The sequence below is a fragment of the Nocardioides marmotae genome, assembly GCF_013177455.1.
Lineage (GTDB): Bacteria > Actinomycetota > Actinomycetes > Propionibacteriales > Nocardioidaceae > Nocardioides > Nocardioides marmotae.
The window spans coordinates 341,791-364,281 of sequence record NZ_CP053660.1 but is presented as its reverse complement, the minus strand read 5'-3'; the positions used below and the strand labels follow the sequence as shown (position 1 = coordinate 364,281).

The following is a 22,491-nucleotide window of genomic DNA, read 5'->3' as shown; positions in this document are numbered from 1 at the left end:
GGGTGCGTACCACCTATAGGTGGTACGTATCCGCTTCTGGGCCAGAATATTGACCCGGAAGCGGTCGTATCCCACCAAAAGGTGGTACGCGACCAACCCCCTCACACGGCCGCGAACACAACCCCGTCGGAGGTCTCGGAGCGGGTGGCGAGCCCCCGGGCGACGAGCAGCTCGAGGTGGGCCTTGGTCTCCATGGCGGCCATGCCGCGGCTGAAGACGTCGAGGGTGTCGTAGGCGTGCTCGTGGCGGGTCCAGCCGAGGCGGCCGGCGACCTGGTGGGCGGTGCGCGGGCCGGCGGAGAGGGCGGCGAGCGAGTCGGTCAGGCGGGTCTCGTGGTGGGCGAGCAGCTCGTCGACCCGGACGTGCGAGGAGGGGGCGACCGGGCCGTGGGCGGGCAGGACCCGGAGGTCGGGCAGCGAGCGGACCTTGGTCAGCGAGGCCATGAAGTCGCCGAGCGGCTGGTCGACGGTGGGCATCGTGAAGCCGATGGAGGGGGTGATCGTCGGCAGGACGTGGTCGCCGGCGAAGAGCAGGCCGGCGTCGCGCTCGGCGTACACGTAGTGCCCAGGGGTGTGCCCGGGGGTGTGCACGGCGTCGAGGGTGCGCGGGCCGACCTCGATCCGCTGGTCGCCGTCGAGCCAGGTGTCGGCGAAGGCCCACTGCGCGGGGTCGGGCAGCTTGCCGGCCTCGGGGTCGCCGTCGTCGGGGGCGTTCCACTGCTCGGCGAGGTCGAGGGCGCCGGCGGTGCGCAGCGCACCGGCGAAGGGGTTCTCGGTCATCGAGGCGGCGTCCCGCATCAGCTCCAGCGCCGGCCGGTCGCCCAGGCCGAGGGCGACGTCGACGCCGAGCTCGGTGCCGAGCACCCGCGCGAGCGTGTAGTGGTCGCGGTGGACGTGGGTGACGAGGAAGCGGCGGATGTCGCCGAACCCGGCGCCGACCTGCTTCAGGCACCGCTCGAGCAGCTCGCGCGCCTGCGGGATCGCCCACCCGCCGTCGACCAGCGTCAGCCCGTCGTCGGCCACGACGACGTACACGTTGACCGCCCGCAGACCGTCCATCGGCAGCGGCAGGGGGATGCGGTGGATGCCGTCGGCCACCTCCCAGGCGCCCTCGGCGGTCCAGTGCTCGCCGGAGTCGGGGGAGACAGCGTGGGCGGTGGAGGTGCCGGGGCCGGATGAGGTCGTCACGCCCCGGACCCTACGGAGGCGGTCACCCCGACACGTCCGGCAGCCCCAGGTCGAGGTTGGGCGCCTGGATGCCGCCGTCGACCTCGAGCAGCTTCCCGGTGACGTACTGGCCGGCGCGCGAGCTGAGGTAGACGACCGCCGCCGCGATGTCCTCGGCCTCCCCGACGCGGCCGAGCGGGGTCTTGGTCTCGAGCTGGTCCATCATCTCGGGCACCCCGGCGACGAACTCCAGCGCGCTGGTCATCACCGAGCCGACGTAGATCCCGTTGACCCGGATCCGCGGCGCCAGGTCGGTGGCCGCGAGCCGCGCCCAGTGCGCGAGGGCGGCCTTCGCGGTGCCGTACGCGAGGTAGCCGCGGCCGGCCGAGCGGCCCATCATCGAGCTGATGCAGGTGATCGACTTCTGCCCCTCGGGGCCCTTCAGCATCAGCGGCACCGCGGCGACGCTCAGCGCGTGCGCGGTCGTGACGTTGAAGTGGAACGCCTCCTCCAGGTAGTCCGGCGTCGTGTCGAGGAAGGCGTTCGGGATGGTCCCGCCGACGTTGTTGACGACCGTGTCGAGCCGGCCGAAGGCGTCGTACGCCGCGTGCGCGAGGCCGGCGACCGCGTCGAGGTCGCTGAGGTCGGCCGGTACGACGACGGCCCGGCGCCCCGCGGCGCGGATCCGGTCGGCGACCTCCTCCAGCTGGCCGGCGGTGCGCGCGGAGACGACGACGTCGGAGCCGGACTCGGCCAGCGCGACGGCCGTGGCGGCGCCGATCCCGCGGCCGGCGCCGGTGACGACCGCGACCTGGTCGGTGGTGGTGAACCGGTCGAGGATCGTCATCGGCCGGCCCGCTCGCGGGTGCCGGTGACCAGGCCGCGGCCGGTGACCAGCGGCAGGTCGACCGCGCGGACGATGCCGGGCTCGGCGGCGACGACGGCGGGCAGGGCGTTCACCAGCCGCTGCGCGGTGGTGATCATGCCGCTGACGTTGTGGTCGCCGTGCTCGCCGTGGTGGAGGAAGTCGACCTGCATCATCGGCTCGCCGGTGATCCGGACCCGGTAGCAGCCGTCGGTGCCGGCCGGCGGGCGCTCCCAGTCGTCGTGCTCGCTCGCGTCGGTGCGGGTGACGTGCTCGAGCACCACCCGCGGCACGCCGTCGACCTTGCCGATCACCTGGAACCGCACCGCGCCCATCGTCCCGGCGGCGATGTCCCCGGAGACCGAGGCGGTGTCGCGGGCGGCGGGCCGGCGGTCGACCTCCTCGGTGAGCGGCTCGTCGAGGGTGACGTCGAGGGCGGCGGCGATCTGGCGCACGACGCTGCCCCAGGCCATGGTGAGGATGCCGGGGTACCAGAGCATGCCGAGCTCGTCCATCGGCTTGCCGAAGCCGAACATCTCCCCCATCACCACCGGCTGGTAGTAGGTGGAGTAGTCGCAGACCTCCATCACGCGCACCTCGTCGATGCGCCGGGAGAGGCTGGTCAGCACCAGCGGCAGCACGTCGTTGGCGAAGCCGGGATCGATCCCGTTCACGTGCAGGCTCGCGCCGCCCTTCCGGCAGGCCTCCTCGATCCGGGCGATCATCTCCGGAGGGAGGATCCCCTCGGGCCACTGGAGCAGCACCGGCCCGCTGCTGACCACGTCGATGCCGGCCTCGACGAAGCCGACGAGGTCCTCGATGCACTCGAAGACGCGGTCGTCGGCCATCGCCGTGTGCACGATCGCGTCCGGCGCCAGGGCGAGGAGCGCGTTGCGGTCGGTCGTCGCCGCGATCCCGAGCTCACGGCCGAGCTCGGCGAGCTCGCCGGCGTCCTTGCCGTCCTTGACCGGGTTGGAGACCCAGACGCCGACCAGCTCGAGGTCGGGGTGGGCGTCGATGCCGGCGATCGCGTGCCGGCCGATGGTCCCCGTCGACCAGACGACCACGCGCAGGGGCTTCTCGGGGATGACCTGTGCCATGGGGCACAACCTAGAACACGTTCTAGATTCGCGGAAGGGGCGGGCCGGCCGGGACATGTAACGCATCGTTCGCCGCTCTTCCTGCACGTTGCAGCGTGCAGGAACAGCAGCGAACTGTCCGTTACAAGCCCGGCGAGCGGCCAGGATCAGGCGGAGGCGGGCGACCCGGAGATCTCGAGGGCGACCGGGCAGCGGGTGCCGCCGGCGGCGTAGATGGTCGGCATGCAGCGGTTGCAGTGGATGCACACGCCCTCCACGGCGCGGCCGGCCTGCATCCGGGCGAGCAGGTCGGGCTCGCGGAGCAGGGCCCGGCCCATGGCGACGTACTCGAAGCCGTCGGCCATCGCCTGCTGCATCGTCTCGAGGCGGTTGACGCCGCCGAGGAACATCAGCGGCAGCGAGAGCGCCTCACGGAACTGCAGGGCCTTGTCGCGGAAGTAGCCCTCGTGGAACTCGTAGGTCTTCATGAACGACCTGCCGACGGGGGTGCGCATGCCGAGGCGGACCGGCAGCGGCATGGCGGCGGCGAACTCCGCGACCGGGGCGTCGCCGCGGAAGAGGTACATCGGGTTCATCAGCGAGCTGCCGCCGGAGAGCTGGAGCGCGTCGAGGTTGCCGTCGGCCTCGAGCAGCCGCGCGACCTCGAGGCCGGTCTCGGTGGTGACGCCACCGGGGAACCCGTCGGAGGTGGAGACCTTCGCGGTCACCGCCACCTCGCCGCCGACCTCGTCGCGGACGGCGCGGGCGACCTGCCGGGCGAGCCGGGCACGGTTCTCCAGCGAGCCACCCCAACGGTCCTTCCGGCGGTTGAGGCCGGGGGCGAGGAAGGAGGAGATCAGGTAGCTGTGCGCCATGTGCAGCTCGAGCACGTCGAAGCCGGCGCGCACGAGCAGCCGGGCGGCGGCGACGTACGCCTTGGTGACGCGGGTGAGGTCGGCCTCGGTCGCCGAGCGGATCATCTGCATCGACAGCGGGCTCGGCATGCCGCTGGCGGCGATCGCCTTGACGCCGTTGGAGCGGCCGTTGGCGACCGGGCCGGCATGGCCGACCTGCCCGGCGATCGCGGCGCCCTCGGCGTGGACGGCGTCGGCGAGCCGGGTCAGCCCGGCGAGGGTGTCCTCGCCGACCACGATCACCTCGCGGTGCGTGCGGCCCTCGGGCGCCACGGCGAGGTAGGCCACGGTGGTCAGCCCGACGCCGCCGCGGACCGGGGCGAGGTGGTAGTCGATCAGCTCGTCGGTCACCTGGCCGTGCGGCGTGCGGCCCTCGAACGTCGCGGCCTTGACGGTGCGGTTGCGCAGCCGGACGGGTCCGAGGGTGGCGGGGGCGAAGACGTCGGGAGCGCTCACGCGCGGAACAGTAACGTGTTCCAGTTCCGCGCCCGGGCAGGATCGGACCCGTGAGGGTGGTCGAGCGGCTGCGCGCGGCGGGCTGCGTGTACGCCGAGGAGGAGGCCGCGCTGCTGGTCGGGGCGGCGGCCGACGCGGCCGACCTCGAGCAGATGGTCGCCGCCCGGATCGCCGGCACCCCGGTGGAGCAGGTCGTCGGCTGGGCGGACTTCGGCGGGCTGCGCGTGGTGGTCGAGCCGGGGGTCTTCGTGCCCCGGCGGCGTACGACGCTGCTGGTGCGGCTCGCGGTCGAGCGGCTGGCCGGTCCCGGCCCCGGCGCGGTCGTCGTCGACGTGTGCTGCGGCTCGGGGGCCGTGGCGGCCGCGATCCGCGCCGCGCGCCCCGACATCGAGGTGCACGCCGCCGACCTCGACCCCGCCGCCGTCGCCTGCGCGCGGCGCAACCTGCCCGCCGAGGTCGTGCACGAGGGCGACCTGCTCGCCGCGCTGCCGCGCCACCTGCTCGGTCGCGTGGACGTGGTGGTGGCCAACGCGCCGTACGTCCCGACCGACGAGGTCGCCCTGATGCCGCCCGAGGCCCGCGACCACGAGCACCGGGTCGCGCTCGACGGCGGCGCCGACGGCCTCGACGTGCAGCGGCGGCTGGCGGCGACCGTGGGGCCGTGGCTCGCACCCGGCGCGAGCGTCGTCGTGGAGACCGGCCGGCACCAGGCCGAGCGGTCCGCGGACCTCCTGCGCGGGGCCGGCCTGGCCGCCGTCGTGGTCGAGGACGCGGAGGTCGAGGGCTGTGCCGTCCTCGCGACGGCGGGGGTTACCGTCGCGGCATGACCGGCATCCCTGCGGAGCGACCCCTCGAGGAGGGCGTGCGCACCGACTTCCACGGCGAGATGAGCTACGGCCGCTACCTCGACCTGGACCGGCTGCTGTCGGCCCAGCACCCGCGCAGCACGCCGGAGCACCACGACGAGATGCTCTTCATCGTCCAGCACCAGACCTCCGAGCTGTGGCTCAAGCTGGTCCTCCACGAGCTGCGCGAGGCGCGCGCACTGCTGGACGCCGACCGTCTCGAGCCGGCGCTGAAGTGCCTGGCCCGGGTCAAGGCGATCCAGCGCACGCTCATCCAGCAGTGGTCGGTGCTGGCGACGCTGACCCCGCGGGAGTACGCCGAGTTCCGTGGCGCGCTGGGCAGCAGCTCGGGCTTCCAGTCCCACCAGTACCGCGCCGTCGAGTTCGTCCTCGGCAACAAGTCCGCCGCCATGCTCCAGGTCTTCGAGTCCGAGCCGGAGGCGCACGCGCTGCTCGCGACCCTGCTGGAGGAGCCGACGCTCTACGACGCCTTCCTGCGCCTGCTCGCCCGCCGCGGCCTCGACGTCCCGGCCGACGTCCTCGAGCGCGACGTGCGCGAGCCGTGGTCCTACCGCGAGGACCTGGTGCCGGTCTTCCGCCGGGTCTATGAGGAGCGCGACCTGCCGTGGGGGCTCTACGAGGCCTGCGAGGACCTCGTCGACCTCGAGGACAACCTCCAGGAGTGGCGCTTCCGCCACCTGCGCACCGTGCAGCGCACCATCGGCTTCCAGCGCGGCACCGGCGGCTCCTCCGGCGTGGGCTTCCTGCGCAAGGCGCTCGACCTGACGTTCTTCCCCGAGCTGTACGCCGTGCGCGGCGAGGTGCGCGCGTGAGCGCGGGGGCCGGGCCGGCTGGGGCAGCCGCGGCGGCCCGGCCGACGTCGGCCGAGCTCGACGCGCGCGACCCGCTGGCGGCGTACCGATCCCGATTCGTCGGCGCCGACGACCCCGCCGTCGTGGCCTACCTCGACGGGAACTCCCTGGGCCGGCCGGTGGCGACCGTGCCCGCGCGGCTGGCCGGGTTCGTCGAGGGCGCCTGGGGCGACCGGCTGATCCGCAGCTGGGGTGAGTCGTGGATGGACGAGCCGACGCGGGTCGGCGACCGGCTCGGCCGGGTCGTCCTCGGCGCCGGCCCGGGCCAGGTGGTGGTCGGCGACTCCACCTCGGTGCTGCTCTACAAGCTGCTGCGCGCCGCGGCCGCCGCGCGACCGGGGCGGCGCGAGGTGGTCGTCGACCGGGACAACTTCCCCACCGACCGCTACCTCGTCGAGGGCGTCGCCGCCGAGTGCGGGCTGACCGTGCGCTGGATCGAGGCCGACCCCGACGGTGGGGTCACCGTCGAGGACCTGGCGCCGGCGCTGGGCCCGGACACGGCGTTCGTGCTGCTCAGCCATGTCGCCTTCCGCTCCGCGCACGTCGCGGACGGCGCCGCGCTGACCGCGCTCGTCCACGACGCGGGCGCGCTGGTCGTCTGGGACCTCAGCCACTCCGCCGGCTCGGTCGAGGTCGCGCTCGACGCGTGGGGCGCCGACCTCGCCGTCGGCTGCACCTACAAGTACCTCAACGGCGGGCCCGGCTCCCCCGCCTTCGCCTACGTCCGCGCCGACCTGCTGCCCGACCTGCAGCAGCCGCTGTGGGGGTGGATGGGCCACGCCGACCCGTTCGCGATGGGGCCGGGCTACGAGCCCGCGCCGGGCATCCGCCGGCTGCTCACCGGCACCCCGCCGGTGCTCGCGATGCAGCCGCTGCAGGCGATGCTCGACCTGCTCGAGGAGGCCGGCCTGCCGGCGGTCCGCGCGAAGGGGATGGCGCTGACCGAGCACGCCGTCGCGCTCGCCGACGAGCGGCTGGCGGCGTACGGCGTCCGGCTGGCCAGCCCGCGCGACCCCGCCGCGCGCGGGGCGCACGTGATGCTCGAGCACCCGGCGTTCCGCGAGGTCACCGCCCTGCTGTGGGAGCGGGGCGTCGTGCCCGACTTCCGACCGCCGGCCGGGCTGCGCGTCGGGCTCTCGCCGCTGAGCACGAGCTTCGCCGAGGTCGAGCGCGGTGTCGACGCGATCGCCGCGGCGCTCGCGGACGTCAGCTCGTCCTGACACGCCCTCAGCGCTGGACGTGCACGAGCGGGCCGCGGGTGTCGCCGTCGTCGACGCCGTCGTCGGCCTGGCTGTCCCAGCCCAGGCAGACCACGAGGACCGAGACGATCAGCGCGGTCGCCGAGAGGCCGTGCGCCACCATCGCGATGGTCGGGATGCGGTCCTCGACGGTCGGCTCGGCGTCCTTGCGGCCGCGGAGCGTGCGGGAGATCAGGACGTCCCCGATCCCGGCGCCGGCGATCAGCACGCCGAGGGTGATCCAGGCCAGCGCCTGCTTCCCGGCCGCCAGGTAGGCGATCCAGAACGCGAGCCCCGTCAGCCCGAAGAGCGGGTGCACGAACAGCACCAGCGGCGGCAGCTTGGACGTCAGCTGACCCGGCTCGGCCTCCACCCGTGAGCGCGCCGCCCCGTTCGTGAAGCTGAACATGTACGCGCCGCCGAACGCGGTCACCACCCACAGCCCGAGCACCAGGTGAGCCATCCGTGTCCTCCCGATCGATCGGTCCGCCCTCGTCCCCCTCGCGGTGCCCCGGCCGGCATCCGCACAGACGCTCCCCCGTTCGCGCTGGCCGCTGCGGCTCCGCTGGTCGGCAGGAGTGGTCGGCAGGAGGCGCCCCGGCGCCGACGTGCCGAGGCCCCTGGCGGCCGAGCTTCGGCCAGCCGGGCCCCACTGCTGGTCGAGCAGGAGGCGCTCTGGCGCCGACGTGTCGAGGCCCCTGGCAGCAGACCTCCGGCCTGCGGGCCCCGCTGCTGGTCGAGCAGGAGGCGCCCCGGCGCCGACGTGTCGAGGCCCCTGGCAGCCGACCTTCGGCCTGCGGGCCCGCCCGCTGGTCGAGCAGGAGGCGCCCCGGCGCCGACGTGTCGAGGCCCCTGGCGGCCGACCTTCGGCCTGCGGGCCGTGGGTGGTTGCGGTTCTTGGCAACTACGGGACGAGGTACGCCGTGGGCGCGGTCCGCTGCCGGGTCTCTGGCCGCCGCCATCCGCTGGTCGAGCAGGAGGCGCCCCGGCGCCGACGTGTCGAGGCCCCTGGCAGCCGACCTCCGGGCTGCGGGCCCTGGGTGGTGGCGGCTTTTGGCAGCTACGGGCCAGGTACGTCGTGGGTCGCGGTTCGCTGCCGGGTCGCGGTTCGCTGCCGGGTCGCGGTTCGCTGCCGGGTCTCTGGCCGCCGCCTCGCGCTGGCGCGTCCGACCCCGTTCTGAAGATGTGCGAACAGGCCTCTTTCATTCGAGCATGTGTTCGAGTAGAATGAGGCATGGCCTTGATCGCGACGCTCGAGCACCCGCTGGACACCCCAGCCGACGTGCTGAGCCTCGCTCGCGCCAAGCAGCGCGCGGCGAACGCGGCCGAGGCCGAGCTCCTCGAAGCCGCGGTTCACTGGTGCGTGCTCCACCCGGCCGAGTCGCTCGACGAGGCGGCCACCTGGTCGGTGTTCCGGGGGTTCGGTGACAAGCCGGTCTGCCTGGCGGGTGAGGGTGCGCCGTTCGTGACGGAGTTCGCGGTGGTCGAGTTCGCCGCCGGCCTGGGGAAGTCCGAGGACGCCGGCCGCGCCTATCTCGCCGAGGCGCTCGAGCTGCGCTACCGCCTCCCGAAGCTGTGGGCCAAGGTGACCTCGCTCGATCTGCCCGCGTGGAAGGCCCGGTCGCTCGCGCGGCGGACCCTGCACCTGCCGAAGAAGGGCGCAGCCTTCGTCGACACCCACCTCGCACCCGTGGCTTCGACGATCGGGCCGGCTGCGTTGGAGCGGTTGCTGGAGGAAGCGCTGGTCCGGTTCGACCCCGACGAAGCCCAGCGGGTCGCCACCGAACGGGCCGAGGCTCGCCACGTGACGATCCAGTCGCGGCAGGTGTCCTTCGACGGACACGTCGACGTGTGGGCCACCCTCGACCTGGCCGACGCGCTCGACCTCGACGACGCCCTGACGAAGGGCGCGGCGAGGCTGGAGGCGCTGGGGTGCACCGACACCCTGGATGCCCGCCGGTCCGTGGCGCTGGGTGACATGGCGCGGCGGCAGATGCAGCTGGAGTTCGGCACCGATCCCAAGCCGCTGGTCGTGCACGTGCACCAGCGTCCCGACGGGACTCTGGACGACATCACGCGCGTCGAGAACGTCCGCGGGTTCGTGCTCACCGCCCAGCTCGCAGACTGGTGCACCCGCGCCGCCCGAGGACAGGCCTCGATCATCGTGAAGCGGGTCATCGACCTCAACAGCCGGATCCACGTCGAGGCGTACGAGGTCCCCGACCGCCTCTCGGCCCAGACCCGGCTGAGGGACCTGCACTGCGTGTTCCCCTGGTGCACCCGCCCCGCCCACGCGACCCGCCGGATCGACGACGACCACGTCATCCCGCACGCCAGGGGCGGACCGACAGCCACCGAGAACATCGCCCCACTCTGCAGACGCCACCACCGCGCCAAGACCCACGCCGGCTGGCACCAACAATCACCATCGCCAGGCACTTTCAAGTGGCGAAGCCCCACCGGACTGATGTACCGGGTCGACCACCGCGGCACCCACGACCTCGGCCCCGAACCACCACCGGCGCTCGAGCCGCCCCCGACATAGCCCACCGCCCACGACCCCCGCCGGAGCACCCAGCCGGCGGGGCACAGGCACGTCCAGCCGCTCCGCCCGAGACACCGGCCGGCCGCGCGGGACGCCTGGCCCAGCCCCCGCCCGCACCCAGGGACGACGCGCCTAGCCTCGTGGCGTGACCGACCACGTGCCCCCGCCCGACACCGAGCAGGTCCTCGACCTCGGCAGCGACGACCTGCGCGTGCAGCTGGCGCTGCTCGGCGCCCGCCTGCACCGGCTGCGCACCCGCGACGCCGAGGGGTCGTGGCGCGACGTGGCGCTCGGGATGCCGCGGGTGGCCGACAACCTCGACGACGACGCCTACCTCGGGGCCACGGTGGGCCGGTACGCCAACCGGATCGGGCGCGGGGAGCTCGAGGTCGACGGCACGACGTACGCCTTGCCGACCAACGATCGCGGCCACACCCTGCACGGCGGGCCCGACGGCTTCGACAGGCGCACGTGGACGGTGGTGGAGGCGACCGGGTCGGCCGCCGAGCTGGAGCTGGTGAGCCCCGACGGCGACCAGGGCTTCCCGGGGACGGTGACGGCCCGGGCGAGGTTCGAGGTCGCGGGCCGCACGCTGCGGACGTCGTACGCCGCGACGACGGACGCGCCGACCGTGGTCTCCCTGACCAGCCACGCCTACTACCGCTTGGGCGGGGAGACCGTGGCCGACCACGAGCTCACGCTGCACGCCGACGCCTACCTCCCGGTGGTGGACGGCGTGCCGACGGGCGAGGTCGCGGAGGTGGCGGGCACCCGTTTCGACCTGCGCGCGGGCGGACCGCCGGGCGACCTCGACCACCCGTTCGTGGTGCGCGGGTCCGAGACGGGCTGGGCGCCGGGCGGGCCGCTGCGGGAGGTGGCGCGGCTGCGCGGCCACGGCCTGCGGCTGACGGTCCGCGCGGACCAGCCCGGGGTGCAGGTGTACACCGGCGGCGCGTTCAGCGGCCGCCACCACCCGCCGTTCGCCGGCGTCGCGATCGAGCCGCAGCTGCACCCCGACAGCCCGCACCACGAGGGCGAGCCGGGCTGGCCCTCGGCGGTGCTGCGCCCCGGCGAGACCTACCGGTGGACCCAGGAGGTGAGCGTCGAGATCGATCCCGCCGGACCCCGTTGACTTTAGTTCATGTGTCGTACTTAATAGCGGAGTGACCCTCGTCCTCGGCGTCGACACCTCGACCCAGTCCACCAAGGTGCTGCTGGTCGACGCCACCGACGGCACGGTCGTCGACAGCCGCTCGGCCCCCCACCCGCCCGGCACCGAGGTCGACCCGCGCGCCTGGCCCCGGGCCTACGACGAGGCGCTCGCCGGCCTCGGTCCCGCGGCCGAGGAGGCGCGAGCGGTCGCGATCGGCGGCCAGCAGCACGGCATGGTCGCCCTCGACGAGGGCGGCGAGCCGGTCCGCGACGCGTTGCTGTGGAACGACACCCGCTCCGCCTCGGCCGCGGCCGAGCTGATCGGCGAGCTGGGGGGCCCGCAGGCCTGCGCCGACGCGATCGGCAGCGTCCTGGTCGCGTCCTTCACCTCCACCAAGCTCCGCTGGCTGCGCGACGCCGAGCCGGAGAACGCCGCGCGCGTGGCCAGCGTCCTGCTCCCCCACGACTACCTCTCGCTGCACGTCGCCGCCCCCGGGACCGAGCCGTTCACCGACCGCGGCGACGCCTCCGGCACCGGCTACTTCGCCACCGCCGAGGGTGAGTGGCGCCCCGACCTCGCCGAGGCCGCGCTCGGCCGCCCCTTCGCGCTGCCCCGCATCGTCGAGCCCGGCACGGCAGCCGGCGAGACCGCGACCGGCGCCGTGCTGGCCGGCGGCACCGGCGACAACGCCGCCGCCGCGCTCGGCCTCGGCCTCGAGACCGGTGACGTGCTCATCTCGATCGGCACGTCCGGCGTGGCCTGCGCGGTCAGCCCGGTGCCCGTGGCCGACGGCAGTGGTGCGGTGGCCGGGTTCGCCGACGCCCACGACGGCTTCCTCCCCCTCGTCGCGACCGTCAACGCCGCGCAGATCCTGGACCTCCAGGCCCGATGGCTCGGCGTCGACCACGCCCAGCTCGCCGACCTCGCCCTCGCGGCGCCGGCCGGCGCGAACGGCGTCACGCTGCTGCCCTACTACGGCGGCGAGCGCACCCCCAACCGCCCCCACGCCACTGGCACCTGGGCCGGCCTGACGTCGCGCACCACCCGCGAGGACCTCGCCCGCGCCGCCTTCGAGGCGCTGCTGTGCTCGCTGGCCGACGCCGTCGACCACCTCGTCGCCGCCATGGGCCAGCACCCCCGCCGCATCCTCATGGTCGGCGGCGCCACCCGCTCGCCCGCCGTCCGCGCGCTCGCCCCGGCCGTCCTGGGGCAGCCGGTCGTCCTCCCCCCGCCGGGGGAGTACGTCGCCCTCGGCGCCGCCCGCCAGGCCACCTGGGCCCTCGCCGGCACCGACGCGCCGCCGACCTGGCCGCTGCCGGGCACCCGGCTGCTCGAGGCCGACCCCACCCCCCACGTCCGCGAGGCCTACGCCGCCCTGCGCGACCGCTCCTGACCCACCCACCCCCACCCACCCGCACCCACCCGCCACCCCGAACCGGAGAGCACCCATGAGCATCGAGATCCCCACTCCCACCCCGGAGGACAAGTTCTCCTTCGGCCTCTGGACCGTCGGCTGGCAGGGCGTCGACCCGTTCGGCAGCGCGACCAGGCCGCAGATGGACACCGTGCACGCCCTGGAGAAGCTCGCCGAGCTCGGCGCCTACGGCGTGAACTTCCACGACGACGACGTCATCCCCTTCGGCAGCGACGACGCGACCCGCCAGCAGATCATCGACCGGTTCAAGAAGGGCCTGGCCGACACCGGCCTGGCCGTCACGACCGCGACCACCAACCTGTTCAGCCACCCGGTCTTCAAGGCCGGCGGCTTCACCAACAACGACCGCGACATCCGCCGCTTCGCGATCCGCAAGGTCATGCGCAACGTCGACCTCGCCGCCGAGCTCGGCGCGAAGGTGTACGTCGCGTGGGGCGGCCGCGAGGGCGCGGAGTACGGCGCCTCGCAGGACACCGCCGTCGCGCTGGACCGGATGAAGGAGGCCTTCGACCTGCTCGGGCAGTACGTCGTCGACCAGGGCTACGACCTGCGCTTCGCGATCGAGCCGAAGCCCAACGAGCCGCGCGGCGACATCCTGCTCCCGACGATCGGCCACGCGCTGGCCTTCATCAACGAGCTCGAGCGCCCCGAGCTGGTCGGGGTGAACCCGGAGATCGGCCACGAGGAGATGGCCGGCATGAACGCCGCCGCGGGCTACGCCCAGGCGCTGTGGGCCGGCAAGCTCTTCCACATCGACCTCAACGGCCAGAACGGCCCGAAGTACGACCAGGACCTCCGCTTCGGCGCCGGCAACGTCCGCGGCGCGTTCTGGGTCGTCGACGCCCTGCTGGCCGGCGGCTACGACGGCCCGGTGCACTTCGACTTCAAGCCCTCGCGCATCGAGGACGAGGCCGGCGTGTGGGTCTCGGCCGCGGCCAACATGCGCAACTACCTGATCCTGCGCGAGAAGGTGAAGGCGTTCCGCGCCGACCCCGAGGTCCAGGAGGCGCTCGCGGCCGCCAAGCTGCCCGAGCTCGCCCGGCCCACCCTCGGCGAGGGCGAGGGCTGGCAGGGCCTCCTCGAGTGGGAGCTGCCCGACCCCGAGGTCCTCGCCCAGCAGGGCGCCGCGGTCGAGCACCTCGACCAGCTCGCGCTCGAGCACCTGTACGGCGTCCGCTGAGCGTGACCACCGGCCCCGGCCCCAGCAGCGGCACGGGGCAGCTGCGCCGCGCCAACACCGCGGTCGTGCTGCAGTCGCTGCGCCGGCGAGGGCCCGCCTCGCGGGCCGAGCTGGCGCAGCGCACGGGCCTGGCCAAGGCCACCGTCGGGGCGATCGTGGCCGACCTCGAGGAGGCCGGCGCGGTCGTGGAGGAGGCGCCTGCGCAGCCGGCCCGCGGCCGGCCGAGCCGACCGGTCGCGCTGCGCCCCGGCGCCCATCTCGGGCTCGGGCTGGAGCTCAACGTCGACTACGTCTCCGCGGTCGTGGTCGACCTCGCCGGCGCGGTGCTGGCGAGTGAGTCACGCGCGGCCGGGGAGGACCGGGTCGAGGTGCTGCTCGCGCTGGCCGCGGAGCTCCGCGCCACCCACCCCGGGCCGCTGCTCGGCGCGACGGTCGCCGTCCCGGCGCTTGTCCGCGACGACGACCGCACGGTCGCCTGGGCACCCAACCTGCCGCTGCACGGCGACGGGCTGGTCGCGCACCTGGCCGCGGCGCTGGGCTGCGAGGTGCGCGTGGTCAACGACGCCAACTGCGCGGCGTACGCCGAGGCGCACCACGGCGCCGCTCGCGGCGTCGACCACGCCCTCTACCTCACCGGCACGGTCGGCATCGGGGCCGGCATCGTCGTCGGCGGGCAGCTCGTGCAGGGTGCAGCCGGGTTCGCCGGCGAGGTCGGCCACATGCCGGTCGGCGACCCCACCGCCCCGTGCGGCTGCGGCCGGCGCGGCTGTTGGGAGGCCTCGATCGGCCTGCACGCCGTCCTCGAGGCGGTCGGCATGCCCGAGCTCGACACCCCGGTGACCACCGCCGAGGCGGTCGCCGCCCGCGCGGCCGACGACCCGGCCGCCCGCGCCACCGTCGAGCGGGTCGGCCGCGACCTCGGCCTCGGCCTGGCGATCCTCAGCGGCGTGCTCGACCCCGCGGTGGTCGTGCTCGGCGGCTACTTCGTCCCGCTCGGGGACCTGGTCCTCGAGCCGGCCCGGCGGGTGCTCGACGCGCGGCTCGCCTCCGAGGTGCAGGTGCGCCCCGAGCTGCGCCTGGGCACCCTCGGCCTGCGGGCCGCCGCCCTCGGCGCGGCCGAGCAGTCACTGGCGCGGGTGCTCGCCGGCGAGGCCGACCTGGCCGACCTGGGCGACCTGGGCGACCTGGCCGTCCGGGGGTAGGCGCTCAGCCGAGCCGAGCCGGGCGGCCAGCCAGTCGCCGACGACGCGGTTGAACTCCGCGGCCCGCTCGACCTGCGACCAGTGGCCACAGCTGCCGAACACGTGGGCGTCGGCGCCGGGGATCGTGCGCAACAGGTCCCAGGTGCGCGAGACCGGGATGACGACGTCGTCGGTGCCGTGCACGAGCAGGACCGGCAGGTCGAGCCGGCCGAGGGCGTCGAAGTCGAGCGGGAGCGCCTCGCGGTCGCGGTCACGGGCGGCGACCACCTCGGCGAGCCGGTCGCCCGCGGTGTCGTTGAGCGCCGACTGGTAGCGCAGCGCGACCAGATCGTCGGTGACCAGCGAGGTGTCGACGACGAACATCTCCAGCGTGCGGCGCACCCCCTCCTCGGTGAGGACGGGGTTGGCGTGGGCGGCCAGCGCCTGGGTCAGCTTCGCCCCGCCGGTGCCCATCGAGACGATCCCGTGCACCCGCTCGGGGTGGTCCAGGGCCATCTGGAAGGCGAGCCAGCCGCCGAGGGAGTTGCCGACCAGCCAGGTCTTCTCGATGCCGAGCGCGTCGAGGACGCGGACGGCGTGCTGCACCCAGGCGCGGACGCCGTACTCGGTGCCGGGCGCGACCACGGTCTGGCCGTAGCCGATCGAGTCGATCGCGATGCAGCGCATCCGCTCGGAGAGCTCGGGCAGGTTGAGCCACCAGTTCGCGGCCGCGGTCACGCCGGTGCCCGAGCCGTGCAGGAACAGCACCGGGGCGCCCTCGCCCACGTCGTGGTAGTGGGTCAGCTCGCCCGGAGCGGTCTCCAGCCAGCGGTCCTCGAGGCCGAAGAACGGGTCGGTCGTGTACGACGGCACGGCGCTCATGCGGGCTCGCTCCCGGCGGAGGTGCGGTCGAGGAAGGCGAGCAGCTGGCGCTCGAACTCCGGGCCGCGCTCGTAGGGCACCCACAAGCCGGTGCGCTTGAACAGGTGCAGCTCGGCGTCGGGGATCTGCCGCAGCAGGTAGAGGGCGTTGTCGAAGCCCTGGACCCGGTTCTCGGTGCCCCACAGGATCAGCGTCGGGACGGCGATCTCGCCCAGCTGCTGCCACAGCGGCTCGGCCGGGACCCCGGCCGACTCCGCGCCGGCGCGACGACCCTCGCCGCCGGCGACCGACTCGGCGTACCGCTCCTCGACGAGCTCGTCGGTGACCAGCGCCGGGTCGTGCATCATCAGCCGGAGGTAGTCGCGCATCTTCTCCCGCGACGGCCCGGAGCCGGCGTAGTAGGAACGGATCGCGCGCTGGCCCTCCGAGGGGGTCGGGGAGAACAGCGGCACCCCGCCGGCGCTGGAGACCAGCACCAGCCGGTCGACGACCTCCGGGTGCCGCAGCGCCATCGCCATCGCGACCGCGCCACCGGTGGCCAGGCCGACGACGGTGGCCCGCTCGATGCCGAGCTCGCCGAGCATCCGCGCGAAGACGTCGGCGTACGGCGCGTACTTGCCACCGCGCAGCTCGATCGGGTCCGAGCCGCCGTACCCCGGGAGGTCGACGACGAGGACCCGGGCGTGCTGGGACAACCCGGCGAGGTTGGTGCCGAAGTTGCCCCAGCCCGAGGCCCCGGGTGCGCCGCCGTGGATGCACAGCAGCACGTCCGGGCCGGTGCCCGCCTCGTGGTAGTGGAGGCGGGCGCCGTCGATGGTGAGCGAGCGGGAGGTGGCCTCCCGGGTGGGCGCGCCGGGCTGGCCCGCGATGGCCATCAGACCTTCACCGCCGCGGGCATCTGGCCACCGAAGTGGTCCATGCCGTAGGCCTGGAACAGCGGGCCGGCGTAGTTCTGCACGTGGTGCAGCGCGCTCTGGCAGTCGCGCCACATCCGCTGCATGGGGTTCTTCGCGTGCAGCTGCGACCCGCCGCTGACCTTGAAGATCCGGTCCGCGGCCTCCGCGGCGCGGTGCGAGGCCGCGACCTGGTTGCGGCGGATCTCGGCGCGCTCGGAGAGCGTCAGCAGCCGCCCGGAGGAGACGATGTCGAAGGCGCGGTCCATGTCGTGGAGGACGTGGCCGATGCTGGCGTCGATGTCGGCGGCCGCGGGACCGAGCTCGGAGAGCTGGAACGGGTCGGTGCTGGCCGAGCCGAAGCGGCTGCTGCGCTGCCGCGTCCACGCGACGTACGACGCGAGCGTGCCCTGGGCGAGCGCGATCGTGGCGGTCGTGATCGCGCCGGAGAACACCACGTTCCGGGGCATCCGGTACAGCGGGATGTCCCGCACCTCCGGCAGCTCGGCGCTGCCGTCGGTGACCGGGTTGGTGCGGATCAGCCGGTGCTCGGGGACGAAGGCGTCCTTGACCACGATGTCCTTGGAGCCGGTGCCCCGCAGGCCCATGACGTCCCAGGAGTCGTGGTCGATCGTGTAGTCGCTGCGCGGCAGCACGAAGTGGATCGGCTCCCGGTCGGCGACGTTGCCCTCCTGGTCGGTGATCAGGCCGCCGATCATCACCCACTGGCAGTGGTCGGTGCCGGAGGAGAAGGGCCAGCGGCCGTTGAAGATGTAGCCACCCTCGACCGGCCGCGCCCGCCCGATCGGGGCGTACGGCGAGGCGATCCAGGTGTCGGGGTCCTCGGCCCACAGCTCCTCCTGGAGCTGGCGGGTGCCCTGCGCGAGCTCGTGGGGGTGCACGCCGACGACGCCGGCGATCCAGCCCGCCGCGCCGTGGTGCTGGCCGATCTCGTAGCAGGTGCGCATGAAGTCGGTCGGGTGCGCCTCGTGGCCGCCGAAGTCCTGGGGCTGCAGCATCCGGATGACGCCCGCCTCACGCAGCGCGGCAGCCACGGGGTCGCTGACGCGCCCCAGCTCCTCGGAGACCGGGCCGTCCTGCTCCAGCAGGTCGGCCAGCTCGACGACGCGGTCCAGCACGGGGTTGCTCATGTTCTTCTCTCGTCTCTCGGTACGTCGCTCGGGTGGTTCGCTCGGTGCGGGACGGCTCAGTGGTGGTCGACCGCGTGGTGGCCCCAGAAGTGCGCGGTGTCGTAGCGCGTGGGCGTCCAGGTGGCGTCGTCGATCTTGATCCCGCCGGTGCCGAACTCCAGGCCGACGTCGGAGGGGGTGATCAGGTAGAAGCTGGTCATCCGGTCGTTGCTGTGCCGGCCGAAGGTCTTGAGCAGCCGGTGCGGCTCCTCCTCGATGTGCTCCAGCGCCCGGCCGATGACGTCGAGGTCGGTGACCTCGAGCATGAAGTGGCCGACGCCGAGCGGGCGGCCCGGCACCTGCGGGGTGAAGGCGAAGGAGTGGTGCCGCGGGTTGCAGTGCAGGAACGTCGCCGCCAGCTCCGGGGTCAGGTCGATGTGGTCGGAGAGCACGAAGCCGAGCACGTCGGTGAACAGCGTCCAGTAGCGCTCGGGGTCGGAGACCACCTGGAGGATGTGGCCCAGGCCCTCCTGCCCGGCGACGAACTCCGCGCCGATCGGCGAGGCGAACCGCACCGAGGAGGTGGCCAGGCCGTAGAAGATCTCGTGGTCGTAGCAGTCGTCGGGGTCGCGGAAGCTGATCAAGTCGGTGACGCCGCGCTCCTTGGCCACCTCGGGCCCGGGGCGGGTCACCTCGTAGCCGGCGGCGGTCAGCCGCGCCTCGAGCTCCGCCAGCTCGGCGGCGCCGCGGGTCTCCCAGCCGGCCGCGAGCACCGTGCCCTTCGCCGCACCGGCCGGAGCCGGGACGACCTCGAGGCGGTAGCGCTTCTCATCGGCCCGGAACAGCAGCCGGTCCGCGCTCTCGCGGATGGCCATCAGGCCCAGCACCCGCTGGCCGAAGTCCTCCCACACGTCGAGGTCGGTGGCGGTCAGCCGGAGGTAGCCGAGAGCGGTCACGCGGGCGGTCATGGTTCTCCTTGTGTGGTGCGGGGTGTGGTGCGAGGTGTGGTGCGGGTGCGGTGCGAGGGGGTGCGGTGCGGTGCGCGGCCCGGCTCAGCCGAGGTCGCGGTTCTCCCCGAAGCGGGCGTGGACGAGGTCGGCGACCTCGGCGGCCCGCTCGCGGACCTCCGCGCCCCAGCGGGCGACGGTGGCCGCGTCGGCCCCGGCCGGGGGGAACGTCAGCCGGACGGCCATCCGCGGGGTGCCGCCCAGCGGGACCGCGGCGGTGATCGACCGGACGTCGTACGACGCCCCGGCCTCGAGCTCGGGCTCGTAGTAGTCGAGGTGGTCCAGGTGCATGGCGAGCACCTGGCGCTGGCGGCGCGGGGTGGGGTCGCCGTGGATGTAGCGGGTGACGTCCTGCCACACGTCCTGGGCGGGGCCCTCCCCGACCAGGGAGAGGGAGTAGCCCTGCTCGGCGACGCGACGGGCCAGCTGCGCGCAGCGCTCCCGCGAGGCCTCGTCGGTCCGCGGCAGCCGGGCGAGCCAGGCCTCCATCGCCGCGTCGTCCCCGGGCTCGAGGTGCACCGAGCCGGAGGGCGGGACCGCCGGCAGGCGCAGCCCGATCTCGAGGTAGGACGGCGTGGCCGACCCGCGCTCGGTCGCGATGACGACGTCGTGGTCGCCGACCAGCGCCAGTAGCGAGACGTCGGCCTGCGCGCCGGCCGCGAGAGCGGCGAGGGGCGCGAGCGCGACCTCACTGATCCGGGCGGCGCGGATCAGGTCGTGCTCGGGCGGGGCCAGGAACGACGGCGGGGCGAACCCGCCGAAGCCGCCCTGGAAGAACAGCAGCGGCGAGGTGGGGCGCTGCACCTCGAGGGAGCGGACGTCGCCGAGCACGATGTAGTGGTCGCCGGCCTCGACGAGGTCGTGGTAGCCGCAGTCGATCCAGGTGACGGCCTCGGGCAGCACCGGGTTGCCGGCCGGCGACAGGCTCCACCCCAGGTCGGCGAAGGACTCCGTGCCCCGCCAGCGGCCGACGAGGTCGGCCTGGTCGGCCGCGAGCACGTTGACGCAGAAGGTCTCCGCGCGGCGCAGCCGGGCGAACGTGCGCGACTCACGGTCGGGCAGGAAGGCCACCAGCGGCGGGTCGAGGGAGACCGAGACGAAGCTGCCGACGACCATGCCGACCGGCTCGTCCGCACCCGAGTCCTCCGGCACCATCGCGGTGACCAGGGCGACCCCGGTCGGGTAGTGCCCGAGGGTGTCGCGGAAGCGCGCGGGGTCGATGACCGCCGCGACCGTCGCCTCAGACATGGCGGATCAGGCGGTAGACGCGGCTGCGCAGCTCGGCGAAGCCGGGCAGCGCCTTGGTGGCGACCTGCTCGCGGGGCGAGGGGAGGTCGACGGTGAGCATCTCGCGGATGCCCGCCGGCTTCCCCCCGAGGGCGAGCACGCGGTCGGAGAGGTAGACCGCCTCGTCGATGTCGTGGGTGACGAGCAGGACCGTGATGCCGAGGTGCTCGCGCACCCGCAGCAGCAGGTCCTCGAGGTCGGCCCGGGTCTGGGCGTCGACGGAGGCGAACGGCTCGTCCATGACCACGGCGGAGGGGCGGTACGCCAGCGCGCGGGCGATCGCGACGCGCTGCTGCATGCCGCCGGAGAGCTGCCAGGGGTAGGAGTCGGTCGCGTCGGCGAGGCCGACCTCGGCGAGGGCCTCGCGGCCCGCCTGCTCCCGCTCCTTCTTGCCCAGGCCCGCGGAGCGCAGCGGCAGGGTGACGTTCTCCAGGACGCTCAGCCACGGCATCAGCGAGCGGCCGTAGTCCTGGAAGACGATCGCCAGGCCGCGCGGCGGGCTGTCGATGGGCGCGCCGTCGAAGAGGACCGTGCCCTCGGAGGGGCGGCGCAGGCCGGTCAGGCACTCCAGCAGCGTGGTCTTGCCGACGCCGGAGGGCCCGACGATGCACATCAGCTCGCCGCGGGCGACCTCGAAGTCGAGGCCGGAGAGCACCTGGCGCTCGCCGTAGCGGTGCCCGAGGCCCTGGACCCGGAGGATCGGCACGGCGGCGCCGTCGGCGTCCGTGGCCGCAGGCGTGGGGTGGACGAGGGGCTGGGTCATCGCTGGTCTTCCTTCTGCTGGGTGTAACCGCGGTGCCAGGACAGGACGCCGGCCTCGACGAGGCCGAACGCCTTGTTGGCGGCGTAGCCGATGAGGCCGAGGACGAGCAGGCCGGTCCACATCGCGACGATGTCGAACGTGCGCTGGGAGTCGAGGACGAAGTAGCCGAGGCCGCCGGGGCTGCCCACCATCTCGGTGAGCACCATCGCCACGACCGACATCGACAGCGCGACCCGGGCGCCGGCGAAGACCTGCGGCATCGCCGCGGGCACCACGACGTACCGGATCTTGTGCCAGGTGCTGAGCCGGTAGCTCGCGGCGACGCTGTGCAGCAGGGGCTCGACGCCCCGCACGCCCTCGACGGTGTTGAGCAGGATCGGCCAGGTCGCCACGAAGGCGATGGTCACGACCTTCATGTCGTCCTCGGTGCCGAGGAGCAGGATCATGATCGGCAGCAGCGCCACGCTGGGCAGCGCGCGCATCAGCTCCACGAGCGGACGGGTCGCGTCCTCCAGCGCCGGCACGGAGCCGAGCAGCAGGCCGAGGCCGACCGCGACGACGAAGCCCAGGCCGAAGCCCGAGACCAGCCGCACCAGACTCGGGACGGCGTCCTCGAGCAGGTGGTCGGGCAGCCACAGGTCGCCGAACCGGGCGACGATCTCCGAGAGCGCCGGCCAGTAGAACGACGTGCTGCCGGAGCTGGCCACCCACCACAGGGCGACGAGCAGGCACGGGAGCCACAGCTCCCACCCGACGGCCTTGACGACGTTGACGGTTCGGTTCACGCGGCACCTCCGGTGCGGACCGAGGAGTGCCACCACAGGACGCGGCGCTGCAGGTGCACGAAGACGAGGTTGAGCAGGACGCCGAGGAGGGCGGCGGTGATCGAGTAGACGAACGCCCGGTCGGAGTCGTTGATCTGCATCGCCTGGAGCAGGACGTAGCCGATGCCGTCGGACCCGCCGAGGAACTCCGAGCTGATCGCCATCAGCAGCGAGAGGGTCGCTGCGATGCGCAACCCGGCGAAGACGAAGGGCAGCATCGAGGGCGCCACGACGTACCGCAGCCGGTGCCACCGGGTGAGGTGGTAGGCGCGGGCGACGACCTTCAGCTGCGGGGAGATCTGGCCGACGGCGTAGCTGGTCTGGATGACGACCGGCCACACGGCCGAGACCAGGATGAGCACCACGCCGAGCTGCCGGGTCGCCCCGAAGAGCAGCAGGAACAGCGGCAGCAGCGCGATCGCCGGGACCGTGCGGCCGAAGTCCAGCAGCAGCTGGGTGCTGCGGCGGGCCGCGGGGCTGACGCCGATGAGCAGGCCGATCACCAGGCCGCCGACGATCGCGACGGCCAGGCCGATCAGCGCCGTGGTGACCGAGTGGCCGATGTTGCTCCAGTACTCGCCGGTCGTCACCAGGTCGGCGGCCGAGCGGGCCGTCGCCGCGGGCGACGGGAAGTCCGAGCTCGCGCCCGGGCCGGCGGCGAACAGCTGCCAGACGCCGACCGCGACCAGGATCGCGGCGAGGCGGTAGACGAGCCGTCGGCCGCGCCGGCGGGCCGAGGGGGTGGACGGGGTCACGGGTGCCTCTTCTCAGGGGTG

Annotated in this window: 21 protein-coding genes; 8 read left to right on the top strand and 13 right to left on the bottom strand. The window is 74.0% G+C overall.

Annotated elements, in window-relative coordinates; genetic code table 11:
• Positions 1-101: 101 nt before the first annotated feature.
• The 4 genes from HPC71_RS01670 to HPC71_RS01655 form a co-directional block, all read right to left on the bottom strand.
• Entirely contained in the window at positions 102-1,187 is a 1,086-nt protein-coding gene (locus HPC71_RS01670) for an MBL fold metallo-hydrolase (RefSeq protein ID WP_171895992.1), read from the bottom strand.
• A gap of 22 nt (positions 1,188-1,209) precedes the next feature.
• Positions 1,210-2,013: an SDR family oxidoreductase gene (locus HPC71_RS01665; RefSeq protein WP_154613453.1), complete on the bottom strand. Its 804-nt coding sequence runs from the start codon at positions 2,011-2,013 to the stop codon at positions 1,210-1,212.
• Positions 2,010-3,131: an NAD(P)H-dependent amine dehydrogenase family protein gene (locus tag HPC71_RS01660; RefSeq protein ID WP_154613451.1), complete on the bottom strand. Its 1,122-nt coding sequence runs from the start codon at positions 3,129-3,131 to the stop codon at positions 2,010-2,012. The genes HPC71_RS01665 and HPC71_RS01660 overlap by 4 nt, the downstream gene beginning before the upstream one ends.
• Positions 3,132-3,277: 146 nt before the next feature.
• A complete protein-coding gene (locus HPC71_RS01655; RefSeq protein ID WP_171895991.1) occupies positions 3,278-4,480 on the bottom strand; it encodes an NADH:flavin oxidoreductase in 1,203 nt (400 codons plus the stop codon).
• 50 nt (positions 4,481-4,530) lie between these two features.
• On the opposite strand from HPC71_RS01655, the gene HPC71_RS01650 reads away from it, so the two are divergent.
• Genes HPC71_RS01650 through HPC71_RS01640 form a run of 3 tightly spaced genes read left to right on the top strand, consistent with a single transcriptional unit; the run spans position 4,531 to position 7,417 of the window.
• Positions 4,531-5,307, top strand: coding sequence for a putative protein N(5)-glutamine methyltransferase (locus HPC71_RS01650; RefSeq protein ID WP_253943862.1), 777 nt, complete (start codon positions 4,531-4,533; stop codon positions 5,305-5,307).
• A complete protein-coding gene (gene kynA / locus HPC71_RS01645) occupies positions 5,304-6,158 on the top strand; it encodes a tryptophan 2,3-dioxygenase (protein WP_154612860.1) in 855 nt (284 codons plus the stop codon). The genes HPC71_RS01650 and kynA overlap by 4 nt, the downstream gene beginning before the upstream one ends.
• The gene (locus HPC71_RS01640; RefSeq protein ID WP_171895990.1) at positions 6,155-7,417 is read left to right on the top strand and encodes a kynureninase; all 1,263 of its coding nucleotides are present in this window, start codon (positions 6,155-6,157) and stop codon (positions 7,415-7,417) included. Before kynA ends, HPC71_RS01640 begins: the two co-directional genes overlap by 4 nt.
• 7 nt (positions 7,418-7,424) lie before the next feature.
• On the opposite strand, the gene HPC71_RS01635 is transcribed toward HPC71_RS01640, so the two are convergent.
• On the bottom strand, positions 7,425-7,898 hold the full coding sequence (locus HPC71_RS01635) for a hypothetical protein (protein WP_154613449.1): 474 nt from the start codon (positions 7,896-7,898) through the stop codon (positions 7,425-7,427).
• 771 nt (positions 7,899-8,669) lie between these two features.
• Between HPC71_RS01635 and HPC71_RS21020 the strand changes: the two genes are divergently transcribed.
• From HPC71_RS21020 to HPC71_RS01610, 5 genes are all read left to right on the top strand, one after another.
• The gene (locus HPC71_RS21020; protein ID WP_154613448.1) at positions 8,670-9,980 is read left to right on the top strand and encodes an HNH endonuclease signature motif containing protein; all 1,311 of its coding nucleotides are present in this window, start codon (positions 8,670-8,672) and stop codon (positions 9,978-9,980) included.
• A gap of 145 nt (positions 9,981-10,125) precedes the next feature.
• Positions 10,126-11,112: an aldose epimerase family protein gene (locus tag HPC71_RS01625; protein ID WP_154613446.1), complete on the top strand. Its 987-nt coding sequence runs from the start codon at positions 10,126-10,128 to the stop codon at positions 11,110-11,112.
• Between the two features lie 31 nt (positions 11,113-11,143).
• Positions 11,144-12,526, top strand: coding sequence for a xylulokinase (gene xylB, locus HPC71_RS01620; RefSeq protein ID WP_171895989.1), 1,383 nt, complete (start codon positions 11,144-11,146; stop codon positions 12,524-12,526).
• Positions 12,527-12,581: 55 nt separating this feature from the next.
• Complete coding sequence (gene xylA, locus HPC71_RS01615) at positions 12,582-13,748, top strand: xylose isomerase (RefSeq protein ID WP_154613445.1); 1,167 nt, start codon at positions 12,582-12,584, stop codon at positions 13,746-13,748.
• Between the two features lie 2 nt (positions 13,749-13,750).
• Positions 13,751-14,950, top strand: coding sequence for an ROK family transcriptional regulator (locus HPC71_RS01610; RefSeq protein ID WP_171895988.1), 1,200 nt, complete (start codon positions 13,751-13,753; stop codon positions 14,948-14,950).
• Here HPC71_RS01610 and HPC71_RS01605 read toward each other — a convergent pair.
• The 8 genes from HPC71_RS01605 to HPC71_RS01570 form a co-directional block, all read right to left on the bottom strand.
• Entirely contained in the window at positions 14,873-15,811 is a 939-nt protein-coding gene (locus HPC71_RS01605) for an alpha/beta fold hydrolase (protein WP_154613441.1), read from the bottom strand. The two genes, HPC71_RS01610 and HPC71_RS01605, sit on opposite strands and share 78 nt — an antisense overlap.
• Positions 15,808-16,686, bottom strand: coding sequence for an alpha/beta fold hydrolase (locus HPC71_RS01600; protein ID WP_154613439.1), 879 nt, complete (start codon positions 16,684-16,686; stop codon positions 15,808-15,810). The genes HPC71_RS01605 and HPC71_RS01600 overlap by 4 nt, the downstream gene beginning before the upstream one ends.
• A complete protein-coding gene (locus tag HPC71_RS01595) occupies positions 16,686-17,855 on the bottom strand; it encodes an acyl-CoA dehydrogenase family protein (RefSeq protein ID WP_154612849.1) in 1,170 nt (389 codons plus the stop codon). The genes HPC71_RS01600 and HPC71_RS01595 overlap by 1 nt, the downstream gene beginning before the upstream one ends.
• Before the next feature lie 56 nt (positions 17,856-17,911).
• A complete protein-coding gene (locus HPC71_RS01590) occupies positions 17,912-18,802 on the bottom strand; it encodes a VOC family protein (RefSeq protein WP_154612848.1) in 891 nt (296 codons plus the stop codon).
• Between the two features lie 84 nt (positions 18,803-18,886).
• Positions 18,887-20,089 carry a flavin reductase family protein gene (locus tag HPC71_RS01585; RefSeq protein WP_154613438.1) on the bottom strand — a complete coding sequence of 401 codons (1,203 nt, stop codon included), beginning with the start codon at positions 20,087-20,089 and terminating at the stop codon, positions 18,887-18,889.
• The gene (locus HPC71_RS01580) at positions 20,082-20,891 is read right to left on the bottom strand and encodes an ABC transporter ATP-binding protein (RefSeq protein ID WP_154612845.1); all 810 of its coding nucleotides are present in this window, start codon (positions 20,889-20,891) and stop codon (positions 20,082-20,084) included. The genes HPC71_RS01585 and HPC71_RS01580 overlap by 8 nt, the downstream gene beginning before the upstream one ends.
• Positions 20,888-21,676 (bottom strand): ABC transporter permease, encoded by a 789-nt coding sequence (locus HPC71_RS01575; RefSeq protein ID WP_171895987.1) that lies wholly within the window; start codon positions 21,674-21,676, stop codon positions 20,888-20,890. The genes HPC71_RS01580 and HPC71_RS01575 overlap by 4 nt, the downstream gene beginning before the upstream one ends.
• A complete protein-coding gene (locus tag HPC71_RS01570; protein WP_171895986.1) occupies positions 21,673-22,470 on the bottom strand; it encodes an ABC transporter permease in 798 nt (265 codons plus the stop codon). Before HPC71_RS01570 ends, HPC71_RS01575 begins: the two co-directional genes overlap by 4 nt.
• Positions 22,471-22,491: the final 21 nt, after the last annotated feature.